This is a genomic window from Bacteroidia bacterium, from assembly GCA_041391665.1.
Taxonomy (GTDB): domain Bacteria; phylum Bacteroidota; class Bacteroidia; order J057; family J057; genus JAGQVA01.
Genome location: JAWKNO010000002.1, coordinates 2,569,613 through 2,593,006 on the forward strand (window position 1 = coordinate 2,569,613; position 23,394 = coordinate 2,593,006).

Here is a 23,394-nt window from a genome sequence, read left to right on the forward strand (position 1 = left end):
ATATGCACAACACCTACAGAATTTTATCCAGCAGTTTTGCCTCTTCTTCCCGGGTGCTTCCTTTCGAAAGCCATACCGGGAAAATGCTGATTTGTGTATTGCTCATATTGTCGGTATCTCCCGCCGTTTTTTCCCAAAACTATACGGATTTTACTTCTGTCATGGGCACTCCTTCAGGTCTGGCCAACAGTCGGGTAATCTGGGCGGATGTGGACAACGACAATGATCTTGATATTCTTGTCACGGGTGAAGCTTCTATCAATGATTACCGTACTACCATATACCGCAATAACAGCGGCAACTTTGCCGTGATTGCCAGTTCGAGTACCCTCGATCAGGTCCGCAATGCCGGGGTTGATTTTGGCGATTATAACAACGACGGTTTTATCGATCTGGTCCTTTGCGGACTGGATGACAGTGGCAACCGGCAGGCAAAACTATATAAAGGCAACGGTACGGGTGCTTTTACCAATGATCCCACGGCTACGCCCGCGCTCACACCTGTCAGTGATGGCGCGGCAGCTTTTGGCGACTATGACAATGATGGCGACCTGGATCTCGTCATCTCTGGCAATACTGGTTCCGGATCTCTCACCCGATTGTACCGCAACGACGGCAATAGCCAGTTTTTTGAAGATGTTACGGCTTCTGCCACGCTTACAGATGTCGAAAAAGGCAGCCTCGCCTGGGGCGATTACGACAACGATGGCGATCTCGATCTTCTTATCAGCGGCACGGGAGCCGGACCATTGGCTCCCGCAACTACCCGTGTATTTGAAAATAAAGGGAACAGTATTTTCGGCAATAGTGTGCCTTCGATTACTAATATTAAGGAAGGGAGTGTGGCATGGGGAGACTATGATCTCGATGGCGATCTTGATATTTTGCTCGCCGGTAATACCGGAACCAGTCTGGTTACGGAAGTATGGCGAAACGACGGATCGAACGTGTTTATCAATATCGCAGCCGGACTTACCGGTGTCAAAAACGGCCAGGCAATATGGGGCGACAATGACCATGATGGCGATCTCGATATTGTAGTGGTAGGGCAAAATGGCAATACAACCTCCGATCGAACGGGCCTCTTTTACAGAAACAACAGCGGCGTCTTTACACAAGATGTCGCCGTTTCAACCGCAATTACCGATGTGAATAATGGCGCTTCCGTAGCTTTTGGCGACTACAATAATGATAAGGCGCCTGACCTCTTGCTTGCGGGAACGACCAGTGGTACGACCTCACATACCCTGAAACTTTTTCAGAATACAGGTGCCGCAGGAGGCTCAAATGTGGTGCCTCCGACGCCACTCAACCTTTCTGCTGTTCAGGTGGGAAGCTCTGTCGTTTTTACCTGGAACCTCACAGGCTCTGCTTATCCCAATGCTTTGCAGCCTGGTCTTACTTATAATATATATGTCGGAACTGTAGCGGGAGACGATGATATTGTACCTGCTATGGCAAACCTGGGTACAGGTAAGCGCCGGTTGTATGCAGAAGCCTCTGTCAAAGGACAATCCTGGATATTAGAAGGCCTTTCTGCCGGTAATTATTACTGGGGTGTGCAGTCTGTCGACAATGATTTTGAAGGCTCTGCATTCGCTACTGCCGGCCCTTTTAGCTTTACGCCGATTACTTCCACTACTTCCGTCTTCAGTGATAATACCGCAGCCGCTTTTAGTCCTAATCCAATCCCTGCCGGTCTTATGAATGCCGCAATGGACTGGGGAGACTACAATAATGACGGTTTTCTGGACTTTGTCGTCTCCGGTGCGACCTCCTTTTCTCCTCTGACCATTGATGCCTCGGTATATAAAAATGATGGTGATGGTACATTTACCAAAGACAATACAGCCAGTGGACAATTACCCGATGTTTACAATGCAGACGTAGCATGGGGAGATTATGACAATGATGGTGACCTTGACGTGGCTATTTGCGGAGAACTGGCGACCAGCGGAATAAAAAAACTGGAAATTTATAAAAACAACGGACTGGGAAGTTTCTCTTTCGGAAGTCAGGCGTCTTCTGTACTAACGCCTGTAACGCGGGGAAGCCTTGATTGGGGCGATTATGACAATGACGGAGATCTTGACCTTCTGGTTACCGGCCTTTCAGATGCGGGCCTGTCAACGGTTCTTTACCGCAACAGAAAAATCCCTCAGAATATTGATGGATTTGAGGTAGATAATGCTGCCGGACTTGTTTTGGAGAAAGTAGAGTTTGGTGATGCAAAATTTGGCGATTACAACAACGATGGGTGGCTTGATATCGCCCTCGCAGGTGCTGCCAACAGCCCCGGCAACAACGGGCCGTTTACCGAGGTCTATCGCAATCAGGGCAATGGTACGTTTGTCCCGATTAATACGACGATCCCCGGCGTACGTCTTGCCAAACTTGCCTGGGGCGACGCCAACAACGATGGATTTCTTGATTTGCTGGTTTCGGGAAGTATTTCCAATTCAGGCGCTATTCAGGCAATCACCAATGTCTATAAATATGTGGAGTTCCCTCCCTTCTTTTTTGGTTTTATCAATATTACCAATACAAGTACAACGGCGATTCAGCCTGTGGCAAACGGAAGTGTTGCCTGGGGAGATTATGACGATGATGGATTTCTGGACATTCTCCTGACCGGAGAATGGGACAGCCTTGGCACAGCCAAACGGGTATCCAAAATATATCAAAACAATGGAAGCACCGCCAGCACCAAATTTACAGAGGATGTCGCGGCTTCTAATTTGCTGGCTAATGTTGACCTGGGAAGCCGCGCTGCCTGGGGCGATTATACCAATGACAAAAAACTGGATATTATTCTTACCGGAAGGGTTACCGCCTCTAATAATGCCATTTTCAAAGCCTATAGAAATATAGACCTCAGTCCCAATATAACCCCCGGTGCCCCGACGAATCTTCAGGCGCAGCTCGATGGCTTCGATGTGATTCTTTCCTGGGACCCGCCAGCCTCGACTCCTGCCAATCAGGTCAATGGCCTGACTTACGCTGTATATGTCGATAAACCTGGTGGCAGCAGCTCTGTGGAAATTCGTTCTCCCATGTCCAATTTGGCAAATGGTTTCCGGCGGATTGTTCACCCGGGTGAAGTGTACCATTCCACCGAAATCACACTGAGAGGACTTCAGCCCGGGCCATACCTGTGGAGTGTCCAGGCCATTGACCAGGATTTTGAAGGCTCTGCTTTTGCCGGGCAACAGCTTTTCAATTATGCAGACCCCACTTTTATTGATACTACAGCCGTAACTTTTCCATTTACCGCCCCCAAAGCAGTCTGGCAGGCTTCCGTCGCATTGGGTGATTATAAGAAAAATGACGGTTTTCTGGATATCGCACTTACTGGGCGTACTTCGAGTTCCGCATATTCGACCAGTGTGTATGAATATGATGCCCTGACGCATGTGTATGTGATCGACCAAAACTCCTCCAATCAACTGGCGCAGGTAAATTCTGGCAGCGTCGATTGGGGAGATTTCGACAACGATGGCGATCCCGATTTGCTGGTAACCGGCCAATCTGCTTCCGGCCCGGTAAGCCGTCTGTATGAAAACCTTTCCGGCGCTTTCAGTAGTGCCCTTTATTACCAGCTGGATGGAGTAAGAGATGGTATCGGGAAATTTGCGGATTACGACAATGATGGGTGGGTGGATATATTGATTTCTGGTCATAATGGCACAACCCCGATCACTAAACTGTACCGCAATATTTTTCCAACCAACCCGGTCAACCCATTTTCTGATAGCGGGGTTGCTTTTGACAACCTGACAAACAGCGATGCAGACTGGGCGGATTTTAACAATGACGGCTATCCGGATCTCGCCCTTACCGGCACTCAGGCGATTGGTACAAACCCTGTTTCTAAAGTTTATAGAAATACCCAAAACGGCGGTTTTGCCAACTTCCCTATTGCTGGTTTTCCTGCGCTGGATTCCAGTAGCGTAGCCTGGGGTGATTTTAATGCCGATGGCTTTGTCGATCTCGCGATTACCGGAAAAAATAGTTCCGGAAACCTGGTCGCCAAGATATATAAAAATAATAACGGAACCAGTTTTACGGATATCGCTGCTCCTATTACCCCTGTCAAAGATGGCAGCCTGGATTGGGGCGACTATAACAACGACGGCTATAAAGATTTGCTGCTGACCGGACAGTTTGGCCCTGTCAGCACAGATCGTAAGGCGACACTCTATCGCTATAGCACCGTAACCAGTAATTTTGAAGAAGAACCACTCGCTGCGGCTCCTTTTCCTCAGGTAAATGGAGGAAGTGATGCCGCATGGGGGGATTATGATCACGATGGAAAACTGGATCTGATCATCGTCGGGAAAGTATCTGATTCTCCTGCAACGGGTGCCTTCTCCTTACTGAGAAATATTGACCCCGCTTCGCCCACATCTCCGGCAACACCAACCGGACTCAGCTATAGCATAGAAGGCAATGAATTGGTATTTCACTGGAATGCGCCAGTCAATAAAGGATATTCACACAATGTGTATGTCGGCTCTTCTGCCGGTGGAATAGACTATCGCTCACCTCTGGCAAGTCTGACTGATGGTGTTAGAAAAATCGTTCGTTCCGGACCGGTGAATGACACGACTTCCTTTAGGATCAAAAATCTCCCGGGTGGCAATTATTTCTGGGGTGTACAGGCCATTGACGCAGACTTTGAGGGTTCTGCTTTTGCCAGTGGGCAGATGGTTCAATACGAATTGCCTACGTTTACCGATGTGTCTGATGAGTTTCCTGTAGCTACTCCCGGGCTGACCCATTCCCATGTTGTCTGGGGTGACTATGACAATGATGGAGATATGGATATGATCGCTACAGGCCTTGATGGTACGGTTGCCGCAACACGATTATACCGAAATGATGGCTTCAGTGGCTTTAATTATATTTCGGGTTCCGGTCTCTTAAATTTTGGGCCGGCAGATCTTGCTTTCGGAGATTATGACAATGACAATGATCTCGATCTGGTAATTGCTGGTGCCAACAGCAGCGGTAATCCGGAGGCAAGGGTTTACCGGAATAATGGCACCAATTTCACCTTTGTAAAAGCTCTTACCGGAGTAACCGGGGCAAGTGTCGCCTGGGGCGATTATGACAATGACGGCGATCCTGACATTCTGCTCACTGGTAATGCCACCTCAGGCAGGGTGACCGAAATTTACGAAAATACCGGCGGTGGAAATTTTGCGAATATATCCCCCGGAATCACTGCCGTGAAGGATGGGAAATCTGTATGGATCGATTTCAACCGCGATGGGTTTCTCGATGTACTGATCTCTGGCAATAAAGCAGGTGGCGCAACCGGCACACCTGTGATGGACATTTACCGCAACAATGGCGGGCAAAGTTTCACCTTTGTCACAAGCCTTGCCGGAGTGGATTCATCGAGTGTGGATATCGGCGACTACAACAATGACGGGTATGCCGATATTTTGGTAACTGGCAAACTTGCCAATGGCGCCAAAATCAGCCGGGTATATCAAAATGCCGGAGGAACCGGAACCTTCACCACGGAAGCTACATTTACAGCCACGGGCGTTTCCGGCGGGGATGCCCGTTGGGGAGATTACAACAATGACGGCTGGCTGGATGTGGTAGTTGTGGGTAAATCTTCCACGGCAAATATTGTTGAAGTATTTCGCAATGACGGTACTGGTGATTTTGTTAAAAAAACTATTGCCGCCCTCCCACTTGCCGCTGCAGGAAGGGGCGCTTCCCTTGCCTGGGGCGATTACAACAATGACAAAAAAACAGATCTGGTAATTTCAGGATTTACCAATACAGATGTGTTCAGATTGTATCAGAATGTGGATACAACCGATAATATCACGCCGGGTGTACCCGGTGGATTAACCTCTACCGTTTCAGGTGATACTGTTCTATTGTCCTGGACCGTTCCCTCCGGCACCAATCCTGCGATTATCAATGGCTTGTCTTACAATCTGTATGTCGGTACGACCTCCGGTACTACCAATGTGGTTTCTCCCTCCGCTAAAATTATAAGCCCGCCTTACCGGCGAATTCCCACCTGGGGGAATGCCGGCTATAAACTTACATGGAAACTCCGCCACCTTCCGGCAGGGACTTATTTCTGGAGTGTCCAGACCATTGATCAGGATGCTGAACCCTCTGCATTTGCTGCTGAAAAAACATTTACCTATACCCCGCCTGTACTTGTAAATGTTTCTCCTCTACAGATTCCGACCCTTCCGTTTGAAGGACTGAGTAAAGGGAAAATCGCGTGGGGTGACTATGATAATGACGGGGACCTTGACCTCCTGGTTACCGGGGAAACCGGCACCGGAACAGGTACAACCGCTATCCTGAAAAATACCAACGGAACCCTTGCTGTCGATAATGCAGCATCTGGTGATTTGGCGAATCTGATCTACAGCTTTGTGACCTGGGCCGATTATGATGCCGATGGGGATCTCGACATCCTGCTGTTTGGAGAAATACCGCACACAGGTGCAGCAGGTAGTGGCACCCGCCAGACTATTTTGTATAAAAATAATGGTGCCGGCAGGTTTAATGCAGATGCTGCCGGTGATGTTTTCCCCGAGCTATCACAGGCATGGGCAGACTGGGGAGATTATGACAATGATGGCGACCTGGATCTTGTCATGACCGGTGGATCATCTTCCGGCTCTTTTAGTGCCGTGTACCAAAATGCATCGGGTACATTTGTCAAAGAAGACCTGATTGAAATACAGAAGGTCGTGTCTGGAAGTGTCGCGTGGGGCGATTATGATGCCGACGGCGATCTTGATATCGTGCTTACCGGTGCCGATGGCACCAACCTGTATAGCAAAGTATATCAGAATAGTGGTTCCCGGGGTGGTTTTGAAGAATTGTCATTCGGAAAAGCGCCTTTACTTCCTTTAAAAGAAAGTTCAGCTGCCTGGGGAGATTACGACAATGACGGCGATCTCGATATTCTGCTTACCGGTGATTCCACAGCCACCCTGGTTGGCCCCCGGACAAAAATCTACCGGTATAACCAGTCGCTGGTAAAATTTGAACTTGCTGCTACCTTGCAGGGTGTCAAGCAGGGGCAGGGTATTTGGGGTGATATCAATGACGATGGATACCCTGACATTGCCATTTCAGGTAAGTCGGGCCCCAATCTGGCAGACCGGACAACCCGGATCTATATCAACAACCAGTCGGGAGGGTTTACGGCAGACAATGCTACTTCTGCGCATATTAAAGGGGTGGATGAAGGCGCTGGAATTGCCTTTGGCGATTATGACCAGGATGGCAAACTCGATATTGCCCTGATTGGACGGGCACGCGATGCTGCTCCCAGACGTACGCTTTCCCTGTACCGCAATATTGATGCGAATGCCAACCTCACTCCGGCAGTACCTGCAAACCTGACGACAACCGTAAGTGCAGACTCGATCATTTTTTCATGGAATGCGCCGGGTGGCGGGGTAAATTATACCTACAACCTTTACGTAGGGACGGCTGCTGGCAGCGAAAATACCATGCCGGCCATGGCCCAGAAAGTTGCACCATCGGAAGGATTTCGCCGGGTGGTGCACAATGGAAATACCGGCCATCGTACTTCCTGGAGCCTTCGGGGATTATCTGCCGGCACCTATTTCTGGAGTGTACAGGCGATTGATCCCGATTTTGAAGGCTCTGCTTTTGCGGCAGAAAAATCCGTGATCTTTACTCCGCCCCAATATGTCGATGTTACCAGTATTCTCTTTCAAAATGTACCGGAAGGAATCATTACAGGATCTGCCGTATGGGGGGACTATGACAATGATAATGATCTCGATTTTGCTGTGGCAGGGGAAGATGCTTCGGGAGATATAGTCACTCGCTTGTACAAAAATATCGATAACCGGGGCTTCGAATTTGATGCTTTTGCATCTTTGGGTATTCAGGGGGTGAAAAATGGCGATCTCGCCTGGGGAGATTTTGACAATAATGGGCGTCTTGATCTGGCGGTTTCCGGAGAATCTGCATCGGGACCATTTACCCGGATTTACCGAAACAATACCTCCTCTTTCCAACCCGTGAATGTTTTCGAACAAGTGCGAAACAGTAGTGTTTCGTTTGCGGATTATGATGATGATGGCGATCAGGACTTTTTCCTCATGGGACAAAAAGCAGACAATTCTGCGATTGCCATCCTCTATGAAAATAAAGGAACCGCAGGATGGGGCACAGGGGCTTCTTTCCCCGGGCTACATTCCGGGGATGTTGCCTGGACAGATGTTAACCATGACGGATTTGCCGATTTTGCGGTTATCGGGTTAAACGGACCGGCTCCTTTCTTTGGGGTATATAAAAATAATGGCGATAAAACCTTTACCAATATCTCCTCCAGTTTTGCAGGTGCTGTCGCTGTTTCACGTGGCGGACTGGATTGGGCTGACTATAACAATGATGGCAATCCAGACTTATTGGTTACGGGTACCAATAGCTCCAATGTTCCGCAAACGCAATTATTCCGAAACAAAGGAGATGGAACGTTTGAACTGGTTTCTGCCGGGCTTAAGAATATTGAAAACGGAGATGCCAGTTGGGGTGATTATGACAATGATGGCTGGTACGATATTCTTATAACCGGTAAAGAAAATACAGGCAACAGCCGGACTACTGAAATTTACAAAAATGATCAGGCCGGTGGTTTCAGTATAGCCCCGCTGGCATCAGATCCGCTGGCGGGTGCCGATAATAGTAGTCGTGCGGTTTTTGGCGACTACAACGGTGACCAGAAGCTGGATATTCTCCTTGTGGGAGATATCGGTTCGGGAAATGATGCGCTGCATATTTACCGCAATGATGAACTCACGGCCAATACAACGCCCGAACCACCCATAAATCTTGCCCAGGAGATTGTCGGTTCGAAACTCCGTCTCAGCTGGAACCCGCCTGCGGGTCATTCCGCGAATCTGGTCAACGGCCTTTCCTACAACATCACGATGGGACTTGCCAAAGACCAGCAGGAGATCATCTCTCCCCTTTCAAGTCTGGACTCACTGACATCAGGATACCGTAAAGTGGTGGTAACCGGGAATGTCTCTCAGGTCGTAGAATGGGATATCAGTAACTTGCTTGAAGGGAAAACCTACTTCTGGAGTGTGCAGGCTGTTGACCAGGATTTTGAAGGCTCACGTTTTGCTACCTTCAGTGCCCTTGAATTTAATCCACCCGCATTTGAAGACCAGACCCCGACCCTTTTCCCCGGCAATCCACCGGCTGCGGTTTCGGAGAGTTCTATTTCCCTCGGTGATTACGACAATGATGGGGACCTCGACATACTTGCCGCAGGTGATCTGGGAGGCGGATTGACCTCTACCTCCATTTATACCAATAATGGCGGCAATACTTTTGTCAAGGACGCCGATGCATCTTCTGACCTTGCACAAGTGCGACTGGCCGGCCTTGCATGGGGTGACTATGACAATGATGGAGACCTCGATATAGTGGTCACCGGACAGCAAGCCAATAATAATCTGGTTGCTACTATTTATGAAAATCAGGGGGGCCGTTTCCTGGCAGATCTTGCTGCATCCGACTCATTGACGGATGTATATAAATCATCAGTAAAATGGGGCGACTATGACAATGATGGCGACCTGGATCTGGTGCTTGCAGGAACCAGTGGTACCGGGCAGCCGGTGCTGATTCTTTACACTAATTTGGGAGACCATGTATTCTCCCCCAAAAAGAATGCATTTAATGGCGCTTCCGGCATATCTTCCGGAAGCCTTGACTGGGCCGATTACAACCGCGACGGATTTGTGGACCTGCTGGTGTCAGGAGAAACTGCTACCGGAGCGCTTACCCGTGTGTACAACAACAACGGAGATGGCACATTTACAGATGCCGGGTTTACCGACCTCGTTTCTGTCAAAAATAGTTCTGCTTCCTGGGGAGATTTTGACAATGACGGATACGCCGACATTCTGCTGGCGGGAGAGAGTACAAGTGGCGCGTTTGAAGCTTTTTCGCGCGTGTACAGATATAGTCCTGCCGATAGTAAATTTGAGAATATCGGCGCTCCTTTGGCAAATATTTCCCGTGGTAGTGCCATCTGGGGCGACTACGACGACGATGGATGGATGGATATTCTGATCAGCGGAAAAGATGGTGCAGGCGCAGAAGACCGTACCACCCGCCTATATCGCAATGACCGGGCCGGTAATTTTAAAGAAGATGTACTTAGCTCTGCCGACCTGGAAGATGTTGATCTGGGGGCAGCGGTATTTGGCGACTATGACGGAGACAAAAAACTGGATATTATCCTCAGTGGCCGTACTTCTTCAAGTCCTGTGGAACGTGCATTTGCCGTTTTCCAAAATATCGACACTGCGGCCAATAAAGTTCCGGGACCTCCTGTAAGTCCTTCACATACCATTACAGGTCCTGAAATTACGCTTACCTGGTCTCCCCCTTCCGGGCACAGTGCGGCTACCCGCCAAGGGCTTACCTACAACGTTTATATTGGTACGGCGAGCAACAAGGCTGCCATCACTTCCCCAATGTCAATTACAGATGGCGCCAGTGCCGGATTCTTCCAGGTAGTACGCAGAGGCAATGTCGGTCAGAAAAACAGCTGGACATTTACGGGTATTCCCGACGGTTCGTACATTTGGGGTGTTCAGACCATCGACCAGGACTTTGAAGGATCAGTGTTTATCGCAGGCGGTAGTTTTGAGTTTACCAATCCTGTGCCTGACATTATTGCTTTCAGCTTTGCGGATATCTATACCACCGGAAAAGACACCAGCAGTTATATTCAGGTATTGACCGATACGATTGTTGATAAAGTTGTGGTTCACTACAAAGGTATCGCTGCGGAAAACTGGACTACAGAGAATATCAGTTCGGCAGGCGGAAAATACAATTTCCCCATCACTGCTTCGAAGGTAGATGAAATGGGACTGGAGTATTATTTTGAGGTTAAAGGTACTTTTGGCTTTGACATCAGTACAGATACGGTTTATACTTACCGCCGTTATCCCGACGGGTTTACATTGACAGGACTGGATTTTGGGAAAGAGGAGACCGATTACAATTTTGTATCCATTCCTCTCGTACTGGACAACAGCCAGATCAAACAGGTACTGGAAGATGACCTGGGTGAATATAATACGTATCTATGGCGATTCTGGCATTACCGCAACGGTACATTCTCCGAATATACTCAGGGGCTCAACACCATTGAGCCGGGGAGAGGGTATTCTCTGATCACTAAAGAAAGCAAACAGATCAGCACCGGAGCCGGAAATGTGGTCGAGGCCAACGACAGTCAGCCTTTTGTCCTTCAGTTACAACAGGGACACAATGAAATCGGCAATCCCTATCCCTACAATCTGGCCTGGAATGATATCCTTGCGGCAATGGCTACTGCTTCTGACAAACTGGGCGAACTCCGAATCAAAGGCCCAGTCGGCTATCAGAACGGATCGGTAATCGATAAGTTCAGTGGGGGATTTGTGTTTGCTGATGAGGCCGTGTCATTGATAATTCCGGTAAGGAAAAACCCGGCAGTTCAGCGGTTTGCAAAACCCGTAAGTCTTGTGGAAAGCGAAGCCTTTGTCAATACCGGTGGATGGGGCATCAACTTTACACTCCGCAGTGGCAAACTGGAATACCCGCTCGGTGGAATCGGAATGCACCCCGAAGCACAGGAAAGTAAGGATAAATTTGACGCCATTCCTCCTCCGAGAATGCCTTCCTATCTGGATATGAATTTTTCCCATCCGGAGCATTTTGCGGGTAAGTTTACACGTGATATTGTGCCGGCTGCCAAGTCGCATGTCTGGGAATTTACGGTGGAAAGCAATATCGAATCACGGGCGATTGAGCTGAATTGGGATAATAGCCTGCTGAACTTTGCCGGACAAAAACTCATCCTGTTTGATGTTGAACATCAGCGCCCGGTGGATATGACAGAAAACACCAGCTATCTTTCCCTTTCTGATGGAAAAACCCGGCGGTTCAGAGTATATTTTGGCAGCGAAAATTTTGTAGTTGAACAACTTCGCCCGGATTTTATATATTTGGGGGATGCTTTTCCTAATCCTGCTTCAGCTTCAGACAGGGTTACCATTCCGTTTACTTTACCTGCCACACAGGATATGTATGGGGTCAAACTATTGATTTACAATAGTTTTGGTCAGGAAATTAATCGCATAGATGCAGGGAATCTCCGGGAAGGTTTTCATGAGTTGAACTGGGATGGCCGGGCCGGAAGTGGGAGCAAAGTAGCAAATGGTATATATATTTACCACCTCTTGGTTGAAGAAAATGGAAATACCCGGCAGTTTACAGGCCGGTTGATGATAAAGTAAACTTGTTCTTTGGAAAAGAAAACATATTCTTCCGGAATCTTAGATAATAAAATTTTCCCCGGATGGTAGTAGGAAATGAAGTGAAAAACATTTTCCTGCTACCATTCGGTATTCTATATTTTACTGATTGCGAAGAGAAAGTGACTGTTAACCATACAGACATTTTTATATTTGTGATAATTTTGTGTAAATTGCGATGATTGGAAATTTCTAATAATCATTTTGTACACAGAAAAAACTTTTTATGAGGATTGTCTCTTCCAAACAGAAGCAGTCATGAAACATACCCAAACACGTGTTATCAAACTTTTACACCAGATGAAGACAAAAATCACCCTATTAACGGCTTTCCTGTTACTGGCATTACAAACGCTTGTGCAGGCCCAGGCACCTCAGGGAATTTCCTATCAGGCGATTGCCCGTGATGGCGCAAGTGTACTTAATGGTCAGACAATTGACGTAAGGTTTACCATCCTTCAGGGAGGAAACCAGGTATATCAGGAGACAAATTCCGCACTTACCAATTCCTATGGGCTTTTTACCCTCAATATTGGAGAAGGGCTGCCTGTAGCCGGTTCTTTTGCCAATATCAACTGGGGACTTGGCAATTACTTTCTCCGGGTAGAAATTGACCCCAATGGCAATGGATTTGTCAATATGGGGGTGACAAAAATGGAAAGTGTACCTTTCAGTTTATATGCTGAGAAAGCGGGTTCGGTGGAGAATGTAAGTATCGGCGATCTTTCTGATGTGATTGCCCCTGTACCTGATTCGGGCGATGTGTTGAAGTGGGATGGTACCAACTGGGTAAGTTCTCCCGATGAAGGAGGAACGGTTTATGCCGGACAGGGTATTAATATAGTCAATGACACGATTATCAATACGGGAGATACCAATCCCAATGACGATATAACTATAGGTACTGCTGCCAATGGCGATCTTGCCGGCACTTATCCTGATCCTACTGTAGTAAAAATTCAGGGCCTGGATGTGGCGAATATCATTCCCGCCGATAAGGAGGTCTTAAAATGGGATGCCATTGCGGGTGAATGGCGACCGCAGCCCGATGCCGTTACAACGGGTGGTGGTGGCGGTGCAGTGAATACAACTGCAAGGATTTCGGGTGATGGTTCGGCTGGCCTGCCACTCGATATTGCCCAAAACGGTGCGCAGATAGGTAATGTACTCAAATGGAACGGATCCAGTTGGAATCCGGCTGTAGATGGCGGTACGCAGACCCTTACGCTAAACGGTACGGTACTTACGCTCGGTCCCAACGGAAACTCTGTTAACCTTCCTTTTACCAGCTATACTGACGGGCCTGGTATTAATATTTCTGGTAGCGTCATTTCCAATACCGGAGACACTACCTCCGCAGATGATATTATGATTGGTACTGCTGCCGGTGGAGACCTCACCGGTACATATCCCAACCCGACAGTCGCCAGACTACGGAACAATTCTATTTCAACCAATATTCCCTTCTCCGGCAACGTCCTGAAGTTTCAAAATGGCCAATGGACGCCTGCCCAGGATAATATAAACGACGCAGACAGTGATCCCGGAAATGAAATCCAGACACTCAGCATCTCCGGAAATACCCTTACCCTTGGCAATGGAGGCGGGTCCGTAGCATTACCTGTTTATACGGCTGGTTCTGGTATCAATGTATCCAGCGGCAATGTAATCAGCAATACCGGTGACCTTAACCCTGCCGATGACATTACGATTGGATTCCCCGCAGGTGGAGACCTTGCGGGCTCATTTCCTCAGCCTTTAGTAACAAAAATCCATGGGCGCACATTTTCCAACCAGGCGCCCAACAATGGATATATCTATAAATGGGACTCTGGGATCAACCAGTGGATTCCTTCCATTGACGACGATACTGACGCCGACGCCGACCCGCAGAATGAGTTACAAACACTTTCCCTTTCCGGAAATACACTTTCCCTTTCCGGAAACGGAGGTAGTGTAAGTATTCCGCTATATACGGGCGGTTCAGGTATCAACGTATTGGGCACAACCATTGTCAATACCGGAGACCTTAATGGAAATGACGATGTAACTATCGGCTCAAGTGCCGGCGGGGACCTTTCCGGTACCTTCCCCAATCCTGCGGTTACCAGACTTAATGGTTTTGCGGTTTCTAACCTTCAGCCTGCTACCAATCAGGTACTAAAGTGGAACGGAACGCAGTGGACGCCTTCTCTTGACGACGATACAGACGGGGACTCCAATTCTACCAATGAATTGCAAACCCTTACTCTTTCAGGCAATACGCTTTCTCTTAACCTGGGTGGTGGTTCTGTCAATATTCCTGTGTACACAGGGGGCTCAGGTATCAGTATCAATGCCAGTAATATTGTTACCAATACCGGCGACGTAAACCCCAACGATGATATTAAAATAGGCGATAATGCCGGTGGGGACCTGGTCGGTACTTATCCAAACCCGGTAGTTGCCAGTTTGCAGGGAAAACCGGTATCCAATGCTGCGCCTACTACTTCGGGGCAGGTATTAAAATGGAATGGCGCACAATGGCAGCCCGGTATAGATGACGATACCGATGCAGATGCTGATCCACTAAACGAATTACAGGATCTTACACTGAGCGGCAATACGCTTACACTGTCAAACGGTGGCGGTTCGGTCGCGCTTCCTGTGTATTCCGGAGGTCCCGGTATCAACGTATCCGGTACAACGATTATCAATACCGGCGATCTCAATGGCAGTGATGATATACTGATTGGATCTGCCGCTGCCGGAGACCTGAGTGGCACTTACCCTAACCCTGTAGTAAGCAAACTTCAGGGAAAACCGATTGCCAGCACTACGGCTACCAGTGGACAGATATTGAAGTGGAATGGTACCCAATGGGCACCTGCAGACGATAATTTTATAGATGGAGACTCTGACAATGCAAATGAGTTGCAGGAATTGTCTATTAGTGGTACAACTATCTCGCTTTCTGTTGGTGGGGGTAGCGTAAACCTTCCCTATACAGCTGGTTCGGGTATCAACCTTGTTGGCGGGACTACAATTACCAATACCGGCGACGTAAATGCAAGTGATGATATTACGAATATTACTCCTGCCGTTGGGGATCTTTCGGGTACTTTCCCTGGTCCGACAGTAACAGGACTCAGAGGACGGCCGATTACCAACGGTGTTCCTTCTAATGCAAATATTTTAAAGTATAATCTTGCGGGCAATCAGTGGGTTTATGCTACAGATGATGTTACTGACCCGGATGCCAACCCGACCAATGAAATTCAGACTCTTAGCCTTACCGGCAGTTCTTTGTCTCTTTCCCTGGGAGGAGGTAGTGTGAACCTGCCCGTGTATGCTGCGGGTACAGGTATTGATATTTCTTCAAATATCGTTACCAATACCGGCGACCTTGATGGTTCAGATGACGTCCTCATTGGCTCTACGGCAAATGGCGACTTGAGCGGTACCTATCCAAACCCGACAGTTTCCAGACTTCAGGGATTTGGTGTGTCAAATGTTACCCCAAACCTTAACCAGGTACTCAAATGGAATGGCTCTCAGTGGACACCTGGCGCTGATGCCAATACTACCTATTCTGCAGGTACAGGTATTTCTATCAGCGGCCTGAATGTCGTTACCAATACCGGTGATACGAATGCCGCGGATGATATTACTAACGTTTCTGTAGCTGCCGGAGACGTTACCGGGGTTTATTCCAACTTGTCTGTTGGCAAGATTCAGGGTATTCCTGTAGCTCCTACGGCTCCTTCTCTTACCGGTCAGGTATTGAAATGGAACGGTTCTGCCTGGGCGCCAGGCACAGATGATGGTACCATTTATATAGCTGGTACAGGTATTAATGTTACCGGTACCACCATTACCAATACTGGCGATACGAATGCATCTGATGATGTGTTAACTACAACCCCTGCTTCGGGTGATGTTACTGGGATATTTTCAAACCTCGTGGTCGAAGGGTTGCAGGGAAATCCTGTTTCCAGCTCTACCCCCACTAACGTCGGTCAGGTATTGGAATGGGATGGCTTACAATGGGTTCCTGGTGCAGATGACAATACAACCTATTCGGCAGGCACTGGTATCAATGTAACCGGAACGGTCATTACCAATACCGGCGATACAGATGCTGCTGATGATATTACAACTTCTACCGCAGCCGCAGGTGATGTGGCGGGTACTTTCCCCAACCTGACGGTTGGAGGACTTCAGGGCAGCCCGGTTTCGGCTACCGCTCCTACCATTGTCGGTCAGGTGTTGAAGTGGAATGGCTCCTCCTGGGCTCCGGGCGCCGATGGCGTAAATACCTATACCGCAGGCTCTGGTATCAACGTAACCGGAACGGTCATTACCAATACCGGCGATACCAATGCAGCTGACGATATTACGACCTCTACCGCAGCCGCAGGTGATGTGGCGGGCACTTTCCCCAACCTTACGGTTGACGGACTTCAGGGTACACCCGTTGCCGCTACTGCTCCTACCATTGTCGGTCAGGTGCTGAAATGGAATGGCTCCTCCTGGGCTCCGGGCGCCGATGGTGTAAATACCTATACAGCAGGTTCTGGTATCAATGTAACCGGAACGGTCATTACCAATACCGGCGATACGAATGCCGCTGATGATATTACCAATATCAGCGTAGCGGGTGGGGATGCAAGTGGTGTATTCTCCAACCTGAGCGTAACCCGTATTCAGGGCAGCCCGGTCTCCGGATCGGCGCCGACAGTTGCGGGTCAGGTACTGGAATGGAATGGTACCCAGTGGACTCCCGGTACAGATGATAATACGACTTACACAGCAGGTTCTGGTATCAACGTAACCGGAACGGTCATTACCAACACCGGTGATACGAATGCAGCCGATGATATTACGACTTCTACCGCAGCCGCAGGCGATGTGGCGGGTACTTTCCCCAACCTGACGGTTGACGGACTTCAGGGAAATCCGGTTGCTGCGACGGCTCCAACGATTGTTGGACAAGTGCTGAAGTGGAATGGTGTTTCCTGGGCACCCGGTACAGATGCTGGTAATACCTATACCGCCGGTTCGGGCATCAACGTAACCGGAACGGTCATTACCAACACCGGTGATACGAATGCAGCCGATGATATTACGACTTCTACCGCAGCCGCAGGCGATGTGGCGGGTACTTTCCCCAACCTGACGGTTGACGGACTTCAGGGAAATCCGGTTGCTGCGACGGCTCCAACGATTGTTGGACAAGTGCTGAAGTGGAATGGTGTTTCCTGGGCACCCGGTACAGATGCTGGTAATACCTATACCGCCGGTTCGGGCATCAACGTAACCGGAACGGTCATTACCAATACGGGCGATACGAATGCCGCTGATGATATTACCAATATCAGCGTAGCGGGTGGTGATGCAAGTGGTGTATTCTCTAACCTGAGCGTAACCCGTATTCAGGGCAGTCCGGTCTCCGGATCGGCGCCGACAGTTGCGGGTCAGGTACTGGAATGGAATGGTACCCAGTGGACTCCCGGCACAGATGATAATACGACTTACACAGCAGGTTCGGGTATCAACGTAACCGGAACGGTGATTACCAACACCGGTGATACGAATGCAGCTGATGATATTACGACTTCTACCGCAGCCGCAGGTGATGTAGCGGGTACTTTCCCCAACCTTACGGTTGACGGACTTCAGGGCAGCCCGGTTTCTGCTACTGCTCCTACCATTATCGGCCAGGTATTGAAGTGGAATGGTTCCTCCTGGGCTCCCGGTACAGACGGTGGCAACACTTATACAGCAGGTTCTGGAATCAATGTAACCGGAACGGTGATTACCAATACCGGCGATACCAATGCTGCTGACGATATTACTACCTCTACGGCAGCCGCAGGCGATGTAGCGGGTACTTTCCCCAACCTGACGGTTGACGGACTTCAGGGAACACCCGTTTCGGCTACTGCACCGACCATTGTCGGTCAGGTACTGAAATGGAATGGTTCCTCCTGGGCTCCGGGCGCCGATGGTGTAAATACCTATACCGCAGGCTCTGGTATCAACGTAACCGGAACGGTCATTACCAATACCGGCGATACGAATGCCGCTGATGATATTACGAATATCAGCGTAGCGGGTGGTGATGCAAGTGGTGTATTCTCCAACCTGAGCGTAACCCGTATTCAGGGCAGCCCGGTCTCCGGATCGGCGCCGACAGTTGCGGGTCAGGTACTGGAATGGAATGGTACCCAGTGGACTCCCGGCACAGATGATAATACGACTTACACAGCAGGTTCGGGTATCAACGTAACCGGAACGGTGATTACCAACACCGGTGATACGAATGCAGCTGATGATATTACGACTTCTACCGCAGCCGCAGGTGATGTAGCGGGTACTTTCCCCAACCTGACGGTTGACGGACTTCAGGGAAATCCGGTTGCTGCGACGGCTCCAACGATTGTTGGACAAGTGCTGAAGTGGAATGGTGTTTCCTGGGCACCCGGTACAGATGCTGGTAATACCTATACCGCCGGTTCGGGCATCAACGTAACCGGAACGGTCATTACCAATACGGGCGATACGAATGCCGCTGATGATATTACCAATATCAGCGTAGCGGGTGGTGATGCAAGTGGTGTATTCTCTAACCTGAGCGTAACCCGTATTCAGGGCAGTCCGGTCTCCGGATCGGCGCCGACAGTTGCGGGTCAGGTACTGGAATGGAATGGTACCCAGTGGACTCCCGGCACAGATGATAATACGACTTACACAGCAGGTTCGGGTATCAACGTAACCGGAACGGTGATTACCAACACCGGTGATACGAATGCAGCTGATGATATTACGACTTCTACCGCAGCCGCAGGTGATGTAGCGGGTACTTTCCCCAACCTTACGGTTGACGGACTTCAGGGCAGCCCGGTTTCTGCTACTGCTCCTACCATTATCGGCCAGGTATTGAAGTGGAATGGTTCCTCCTGGGCTCCCGGTACAGACGGTGGCAACACTTATACAGCAGGTTCTGGAATCAATGTAACCGGAACGGTGATTACCAATACCGGCGATACCAATGCTGCTGACGATATTACTACCTCTACGGCAGCCGCAGGCGATGTAGCGGGTACTTTCCCCAACCTGACGGTTGACGGACTTCAGGGAACACCCGTTTCGGCTACTGCACCGACCATTGTCGGTCAGGTACTGAAATGGAATGGTTCCTCCTGGGCCCCCGGTACAGATGGTGGAAACATATACACAGCAGGTACTGGCATCAACGTAACCGGAACGGTGATTACTAATACGGGGGACACAAATGCCGCTGACGATATTACGACTTCTACGGCAGCCGCAGGTGATGTAGCGGGTACTTTCCCCAACCTGACGGTTGACGGACTTCAGGGCAGCCCGGTTTCGGCTACCGCTCCTACCGTTGTAGGCCAGGTGCTGAAATGGAATGGCGGATCATGGGCACCTGGTACAGATGATGGCGCATCGTATTCCGGAGGAACCGGGATTAGTGTTGTGGGCACAACCATCACCAATACCGGTGATACCAATGCAGCTGACGACATTACCAATACGACCGCCGCCGCAGGCGATCTCTCCGGCGTGTATCCTTCACCAACGGTAACTGCTATCCAGGGGAAACCCGTTACCAATGCAGCTCCCGCGCTAAATCAGGTGTTGAAGTGGAATGGTACTCAGTGGAATCCTTCTGCAGACGCTGTTGATGATGCAGATGCAAGCCCAACAAATGAGATTCAGGTGCTCTCTATTTCCGGTAGTAACCTCGTGCTTTCCAATGGTGGCGGTAGTGTCGCTTATCCGCCTACCTATACAGGCGGAGCCGGAATTGCGCTTTCCGGAACACAGATCATCAATATTGGCGATACTAATGCCGCTGATGATATTACAAATACCAGCGTGGCAGCCGGTGATGTGACGGGCACTTTTGCCAACCTGAATGTCGAAGCTTTGCAGGGGGTTCCCGTTTCGGCAACCGCTCCTACGGTTATCGGACAAGTACTGGAATGGGATGGCACACAGTGGACACCAGGGGCAGATAATGGCGTACTGTACTCTGGTAGCAATTACATTGATGTTACGGGAAATATCATTACCAATACGGGTGATACCTCCAACGTAAACGAGATCCAAACACTTTCCATTACGGGTACTACCATATTCCTTTCAAATGGCGGTAGTTCAGTTGCACTCCCGTATTCTCCCGGAACCGGCATTGCCTTTGCCGGTGGAATCATCAGCAATACGGGCGATATCAATGCCGCTGATGATATCACTACTTCAACGGCTGCTACGGGTGATGTGACAGGTACATTCCCCAACCTTACGGTTGACGGACTTCAGGGCAGCCCGGTATCGGCGACCGCGCCTACCATTGCCGGACAGGTATTAAAATGGAATGGAACATCATGGGCACCAGGAACAGACATAAATAATACTTATACCGCTGGTACAGGTATTAATGTAACCGGTACCGTGATTACCAACACCGGCGATACCAATGCTGCTGATGATATTACCACAGCTACGGCTGCGACAGGTGATGTGACAGGTACTTTCCCCAACCTTACGGTTGACGGATTGCAGGGAGTAGCTGTTTCTGCTACTGCTCCGACGCTTGATCAGGTACTGAAATTTGACGGAACCAACTGGATCCCCGCTGCCGATGCAACTGCAAGTTATGTAGCAGGAACCGGTATCGACATTACCGGCAATACAGTAACCAACACCGGCGATACCAATGCTGCTGATGATATTACCACGGCTACGGCTGCGACAGGTGATGTGACTGGTACTTTCCCCAACCTCACGGTTGACGGATTGCAGGGAGTGGCTGTTTCTGCTACTGCACCTATAACCAGTGAGTTCCTTACCTATAATGGCACCAACTGGGTAGCAGATTCTATTCAAACTTCAGACATAAAAATCACCACAGACCTGCTTCCGCCAAACAATACCTTCAATCTCGGTGGTCCTTCAAATCTTTGGCTGGAAGTATATGCTGCCAATGGTTTAATCAATACTTCTGACTACCGTGAGAAAAACAGTATTGAAAATATCAATTACGGGATGGACCAGATCATGCAACTGCGTCCGGTAAGTTTCCGCTGGAACCAGCATCCGGAACTGGGCCTGAAGCTGGGTCTTATCGCTCAGGAAGTGGAACCCGTGATTTCTGAAGTAGTAAAAACCCATCAATACCGGATCAATCCTCAGACAGGTCTGATGGAGCAGGTAGAACTCGATCGCTTTGGTATTAACTATACCGACCTGATTCCGGTGATGATCAAGGGCATGCAAGAGCAGCAGGAAGTACTTGATGGCCAACAGAAAACGATAGAAACACAACAGGAAATGATCCAAAAACTTGAAGAAAGAATTCGTTTACTGGAAGAAAAAATAAAATAGTAAGATGAGACATATCCTTAGCTTCTTACTGGCTTTTGCCAGCACATGTTCTTTGTTTGCTCAGTTGAGTCTGGATCGTCAGGTTCTCGGTACCACCGGCCATTGGGGACAAGTAGGGCAATACAGCCTCTCCTACACAGCAGGTGAACTGGTAACAGCTACAGCTATTACCACAAACGGAATGCTCATTCTGACTCAAGGGTTTCAGCAGCCGGATACAAGGGGTACTTTTGTGGGTATCGATGATGAGGTAAAACTTCCCGTCAGCTACAAAATTTTTCCTAATCCTACTACCGGTGTTTTGAAAGTAGAATTGTCAGCGGATAAACCAGCTGTTGTGAAAATGGATATGTACGATATGCGTGGACGCAAGACCAGTGTGCCGCTTCAAAGAATTCAGTTTTCGGGAAGCCGGACGACGATCTTCAATATGGAAGCGCTGGCAGATGGGATCTATATGTTGAATTTCCGCACTGACGACGGCACGTTGATTCAATCAGAAAAAATTCAGAAAATACACTAACTCTATCCCTATGTTTAAATATTGTTTGCTGATATGCAGTTTGTGTTTTCTTGTCGTATCCGCCCGTGCGCAGGAGATCTATGCACAAAGTGATACCTTGATTCTGGATTTTGGTTATCCTATCCTGACAGTGATTGATGACCTTCGGTTTACTGATGAAAATGACAACAACAATATCGATCCGGAGGAATCCAGTATTATCAGTTTTACTATCAAAAATACAGGTGCATATCTCGCCAAAGCAGTTTCCATTCGCCCGCAGGAACTCAACAATTTGGCAGGTCTCCTGCTACCCGAAGAAGTGAAAATCGGCGATATAAAACCCGGTGAAGATAAGTTGATTCAGGTGGGGATTGTTTCGGGGAAAGAATTGGAGAAAGGAACGGCGAGTCTGATTTTCTATATCAATGAAAATGGAAAATACGATGATATTTCTATCGTATATGCCGTAGGGACTTCCTCCCTGAAGAAGAAGTAAAAAGGTATCGATAAAAAAGCCCGGACCAGTTATCTGCAAAGAAAACCGGTCCGGTTTTTTATTTCCTATTCAAAGGCAACCGGCACACTCACGCGGGTTTTATCCCATGCGATGATAAGAGTGTTTTCATGAAACAGGATAGCCATGGCCTCAACTTCATCTCCCTGGCTGACTGTACCTTCCACTCTGACTACGTCAAGATCATCTTTGTAAGAATATGCACCCCACTGGTCCAGTCCACTGTTGAGGATAATGGTCCACTTTGCATCGCCAGGAATAGAAAACAGGGAATAAGTTCCTGCTTTTACCATTTGACCACCGAAAGTTACGTCTTTAAAAAACTTGATTTCCGTTGCTTCATTGGCACCGGTACGCCATACTTTTTCGAAGGGAACAATGCCTCCAAAAATCTCGCGTCCATTTTTCATAGGCCGGGAATACACAACTTTTGCAACTGTTTCCTTATCTTTTCGGAGATAACTGATATCTGCAGGGCTTTTGTCAACTGCAGGAATTTTCTGACCAAAAGCTTCCATACCAAACAGCAGTATCGCTGTCAGTAGTATGGTGGTTAACATCTGTAAATTTTTCATAATGTTTTTAATTTTAATGAAGCGTAGATTTAGTAGCTCAAAGTTAAC

General features: G+C 48.8%; 5 protein-coding genes. 4 read left to right on the plus strand and 1 reads right to left on the minus strand.

Features of this window, described 5'->3' with window-relative positions; translation table 11 throughout:
* Window positions 1-2: 2 nt before the first annotated feature.
* From R3D00_21810 to R3D00_21825, 4 genes are all read left to right on the plus strand, one after another.
* Window positions 3-12,338 (plus strand): FG-GAP-like repeat-containing protein, encoded by a 12,336-nt coding sequence (locus tag R3D00_21810; GenBank protein ID MEZ4775832.1) that lies wholly within the window; start codon window positions 3-5, stop codon window positions 12,336-12,338.
* Window positions 12,339-12,614: 276 nt separating this feature from the next.
* Window positions 12,615-21,752, plus strand: coding sequence for a tail fiber domain-containing protein (locus tag R3D00_21815; protein ID MEZ4775833.1), 9,138 nt, complete (start codon window positions 12,615-12,617; stop codon window positions 21,750-21,752).
* Between the two features lie 4 nt (window positions 21,753-21,756).
* Complete coding sequence (locus tag R3D00_21820) at window positions 21,757-22,275, plus strand: T9SS type A sorting domain-containing protein (GenBank protein MEZ4775834.1); 519 nt, start codon at window positions 21,757-21,759, stop codon at window positions 22,273-22,275.
* 10 nt (window positions 22,276-22,285) lie between these two features.
* The gene (locus R3D00_21825; GenBank protein ID MEZ4775835.1) at window positions 22,286-22,753 is read left to right on the plus strand and encodes a hypothetical protein; all 468 of its coding nucleotides are present in this window, start codon (window positions 22,286-22,288) and stop codon (window positions 22,751-22,753) included.
* A gap of 65 nt (window positions 22,754-22,818) precedes the next feature.
* On the opposite strand, the gene R3D00_21830 is transcribed toward R3D00_21825, so the two are convergent.
* On the minus strand, window positions 22,819-23,346 hold the full coding sequence (locus R3D00_21830) for a DUF2911 domain-containing protein (GenBank protein MEZ4775836.1): 528 nt from the start codon (window positions 23,344-23,346) through the stop codon (window positions 22,819-22,821).
* Between the last annotated feature and the right edge of the window lie 48 nt (window positions 23,347-23,394).

Excerpts from the sequence above, each read along its gene's own strand:
- R3D00_21810 (MEZ4775832.1), top strand. The coding sequence starts at position 3 with ATGCACAACACCTACAGAATTTTATCCAGCAGTTTTGCCTCTTCTTCC.
- R3D00_21815 (MEZ4775833.1), top strand. The coding sequence starts at position 12,615 with ATGAAACATACCCAAACACGTGTTATCAAACTTTTACACCAGATGAAG.
- R3D00_21820 (MEZ4775834.1), top strand. The coding sequence starts at position 21,757 with ATGAGACATATCCTTAGCTTCTTACTGGCTTTTGCCAGCACATGTTCT.
- R3D00_21825 (MEZ4775835.1), top strand. The coding sequence starts at position 22,286 with ATGTTTAAATATTGTTTGCTGATATGCAGTTTGTGTTTTCTTGTCGTA.
- R3D00_21830 (MEZ4775836.1), bottom strand. The coding sequence starts at position 23,346 with ATGAAAAATTTACAGATGTTAACCACCATACTACTGACAGCGATACTG.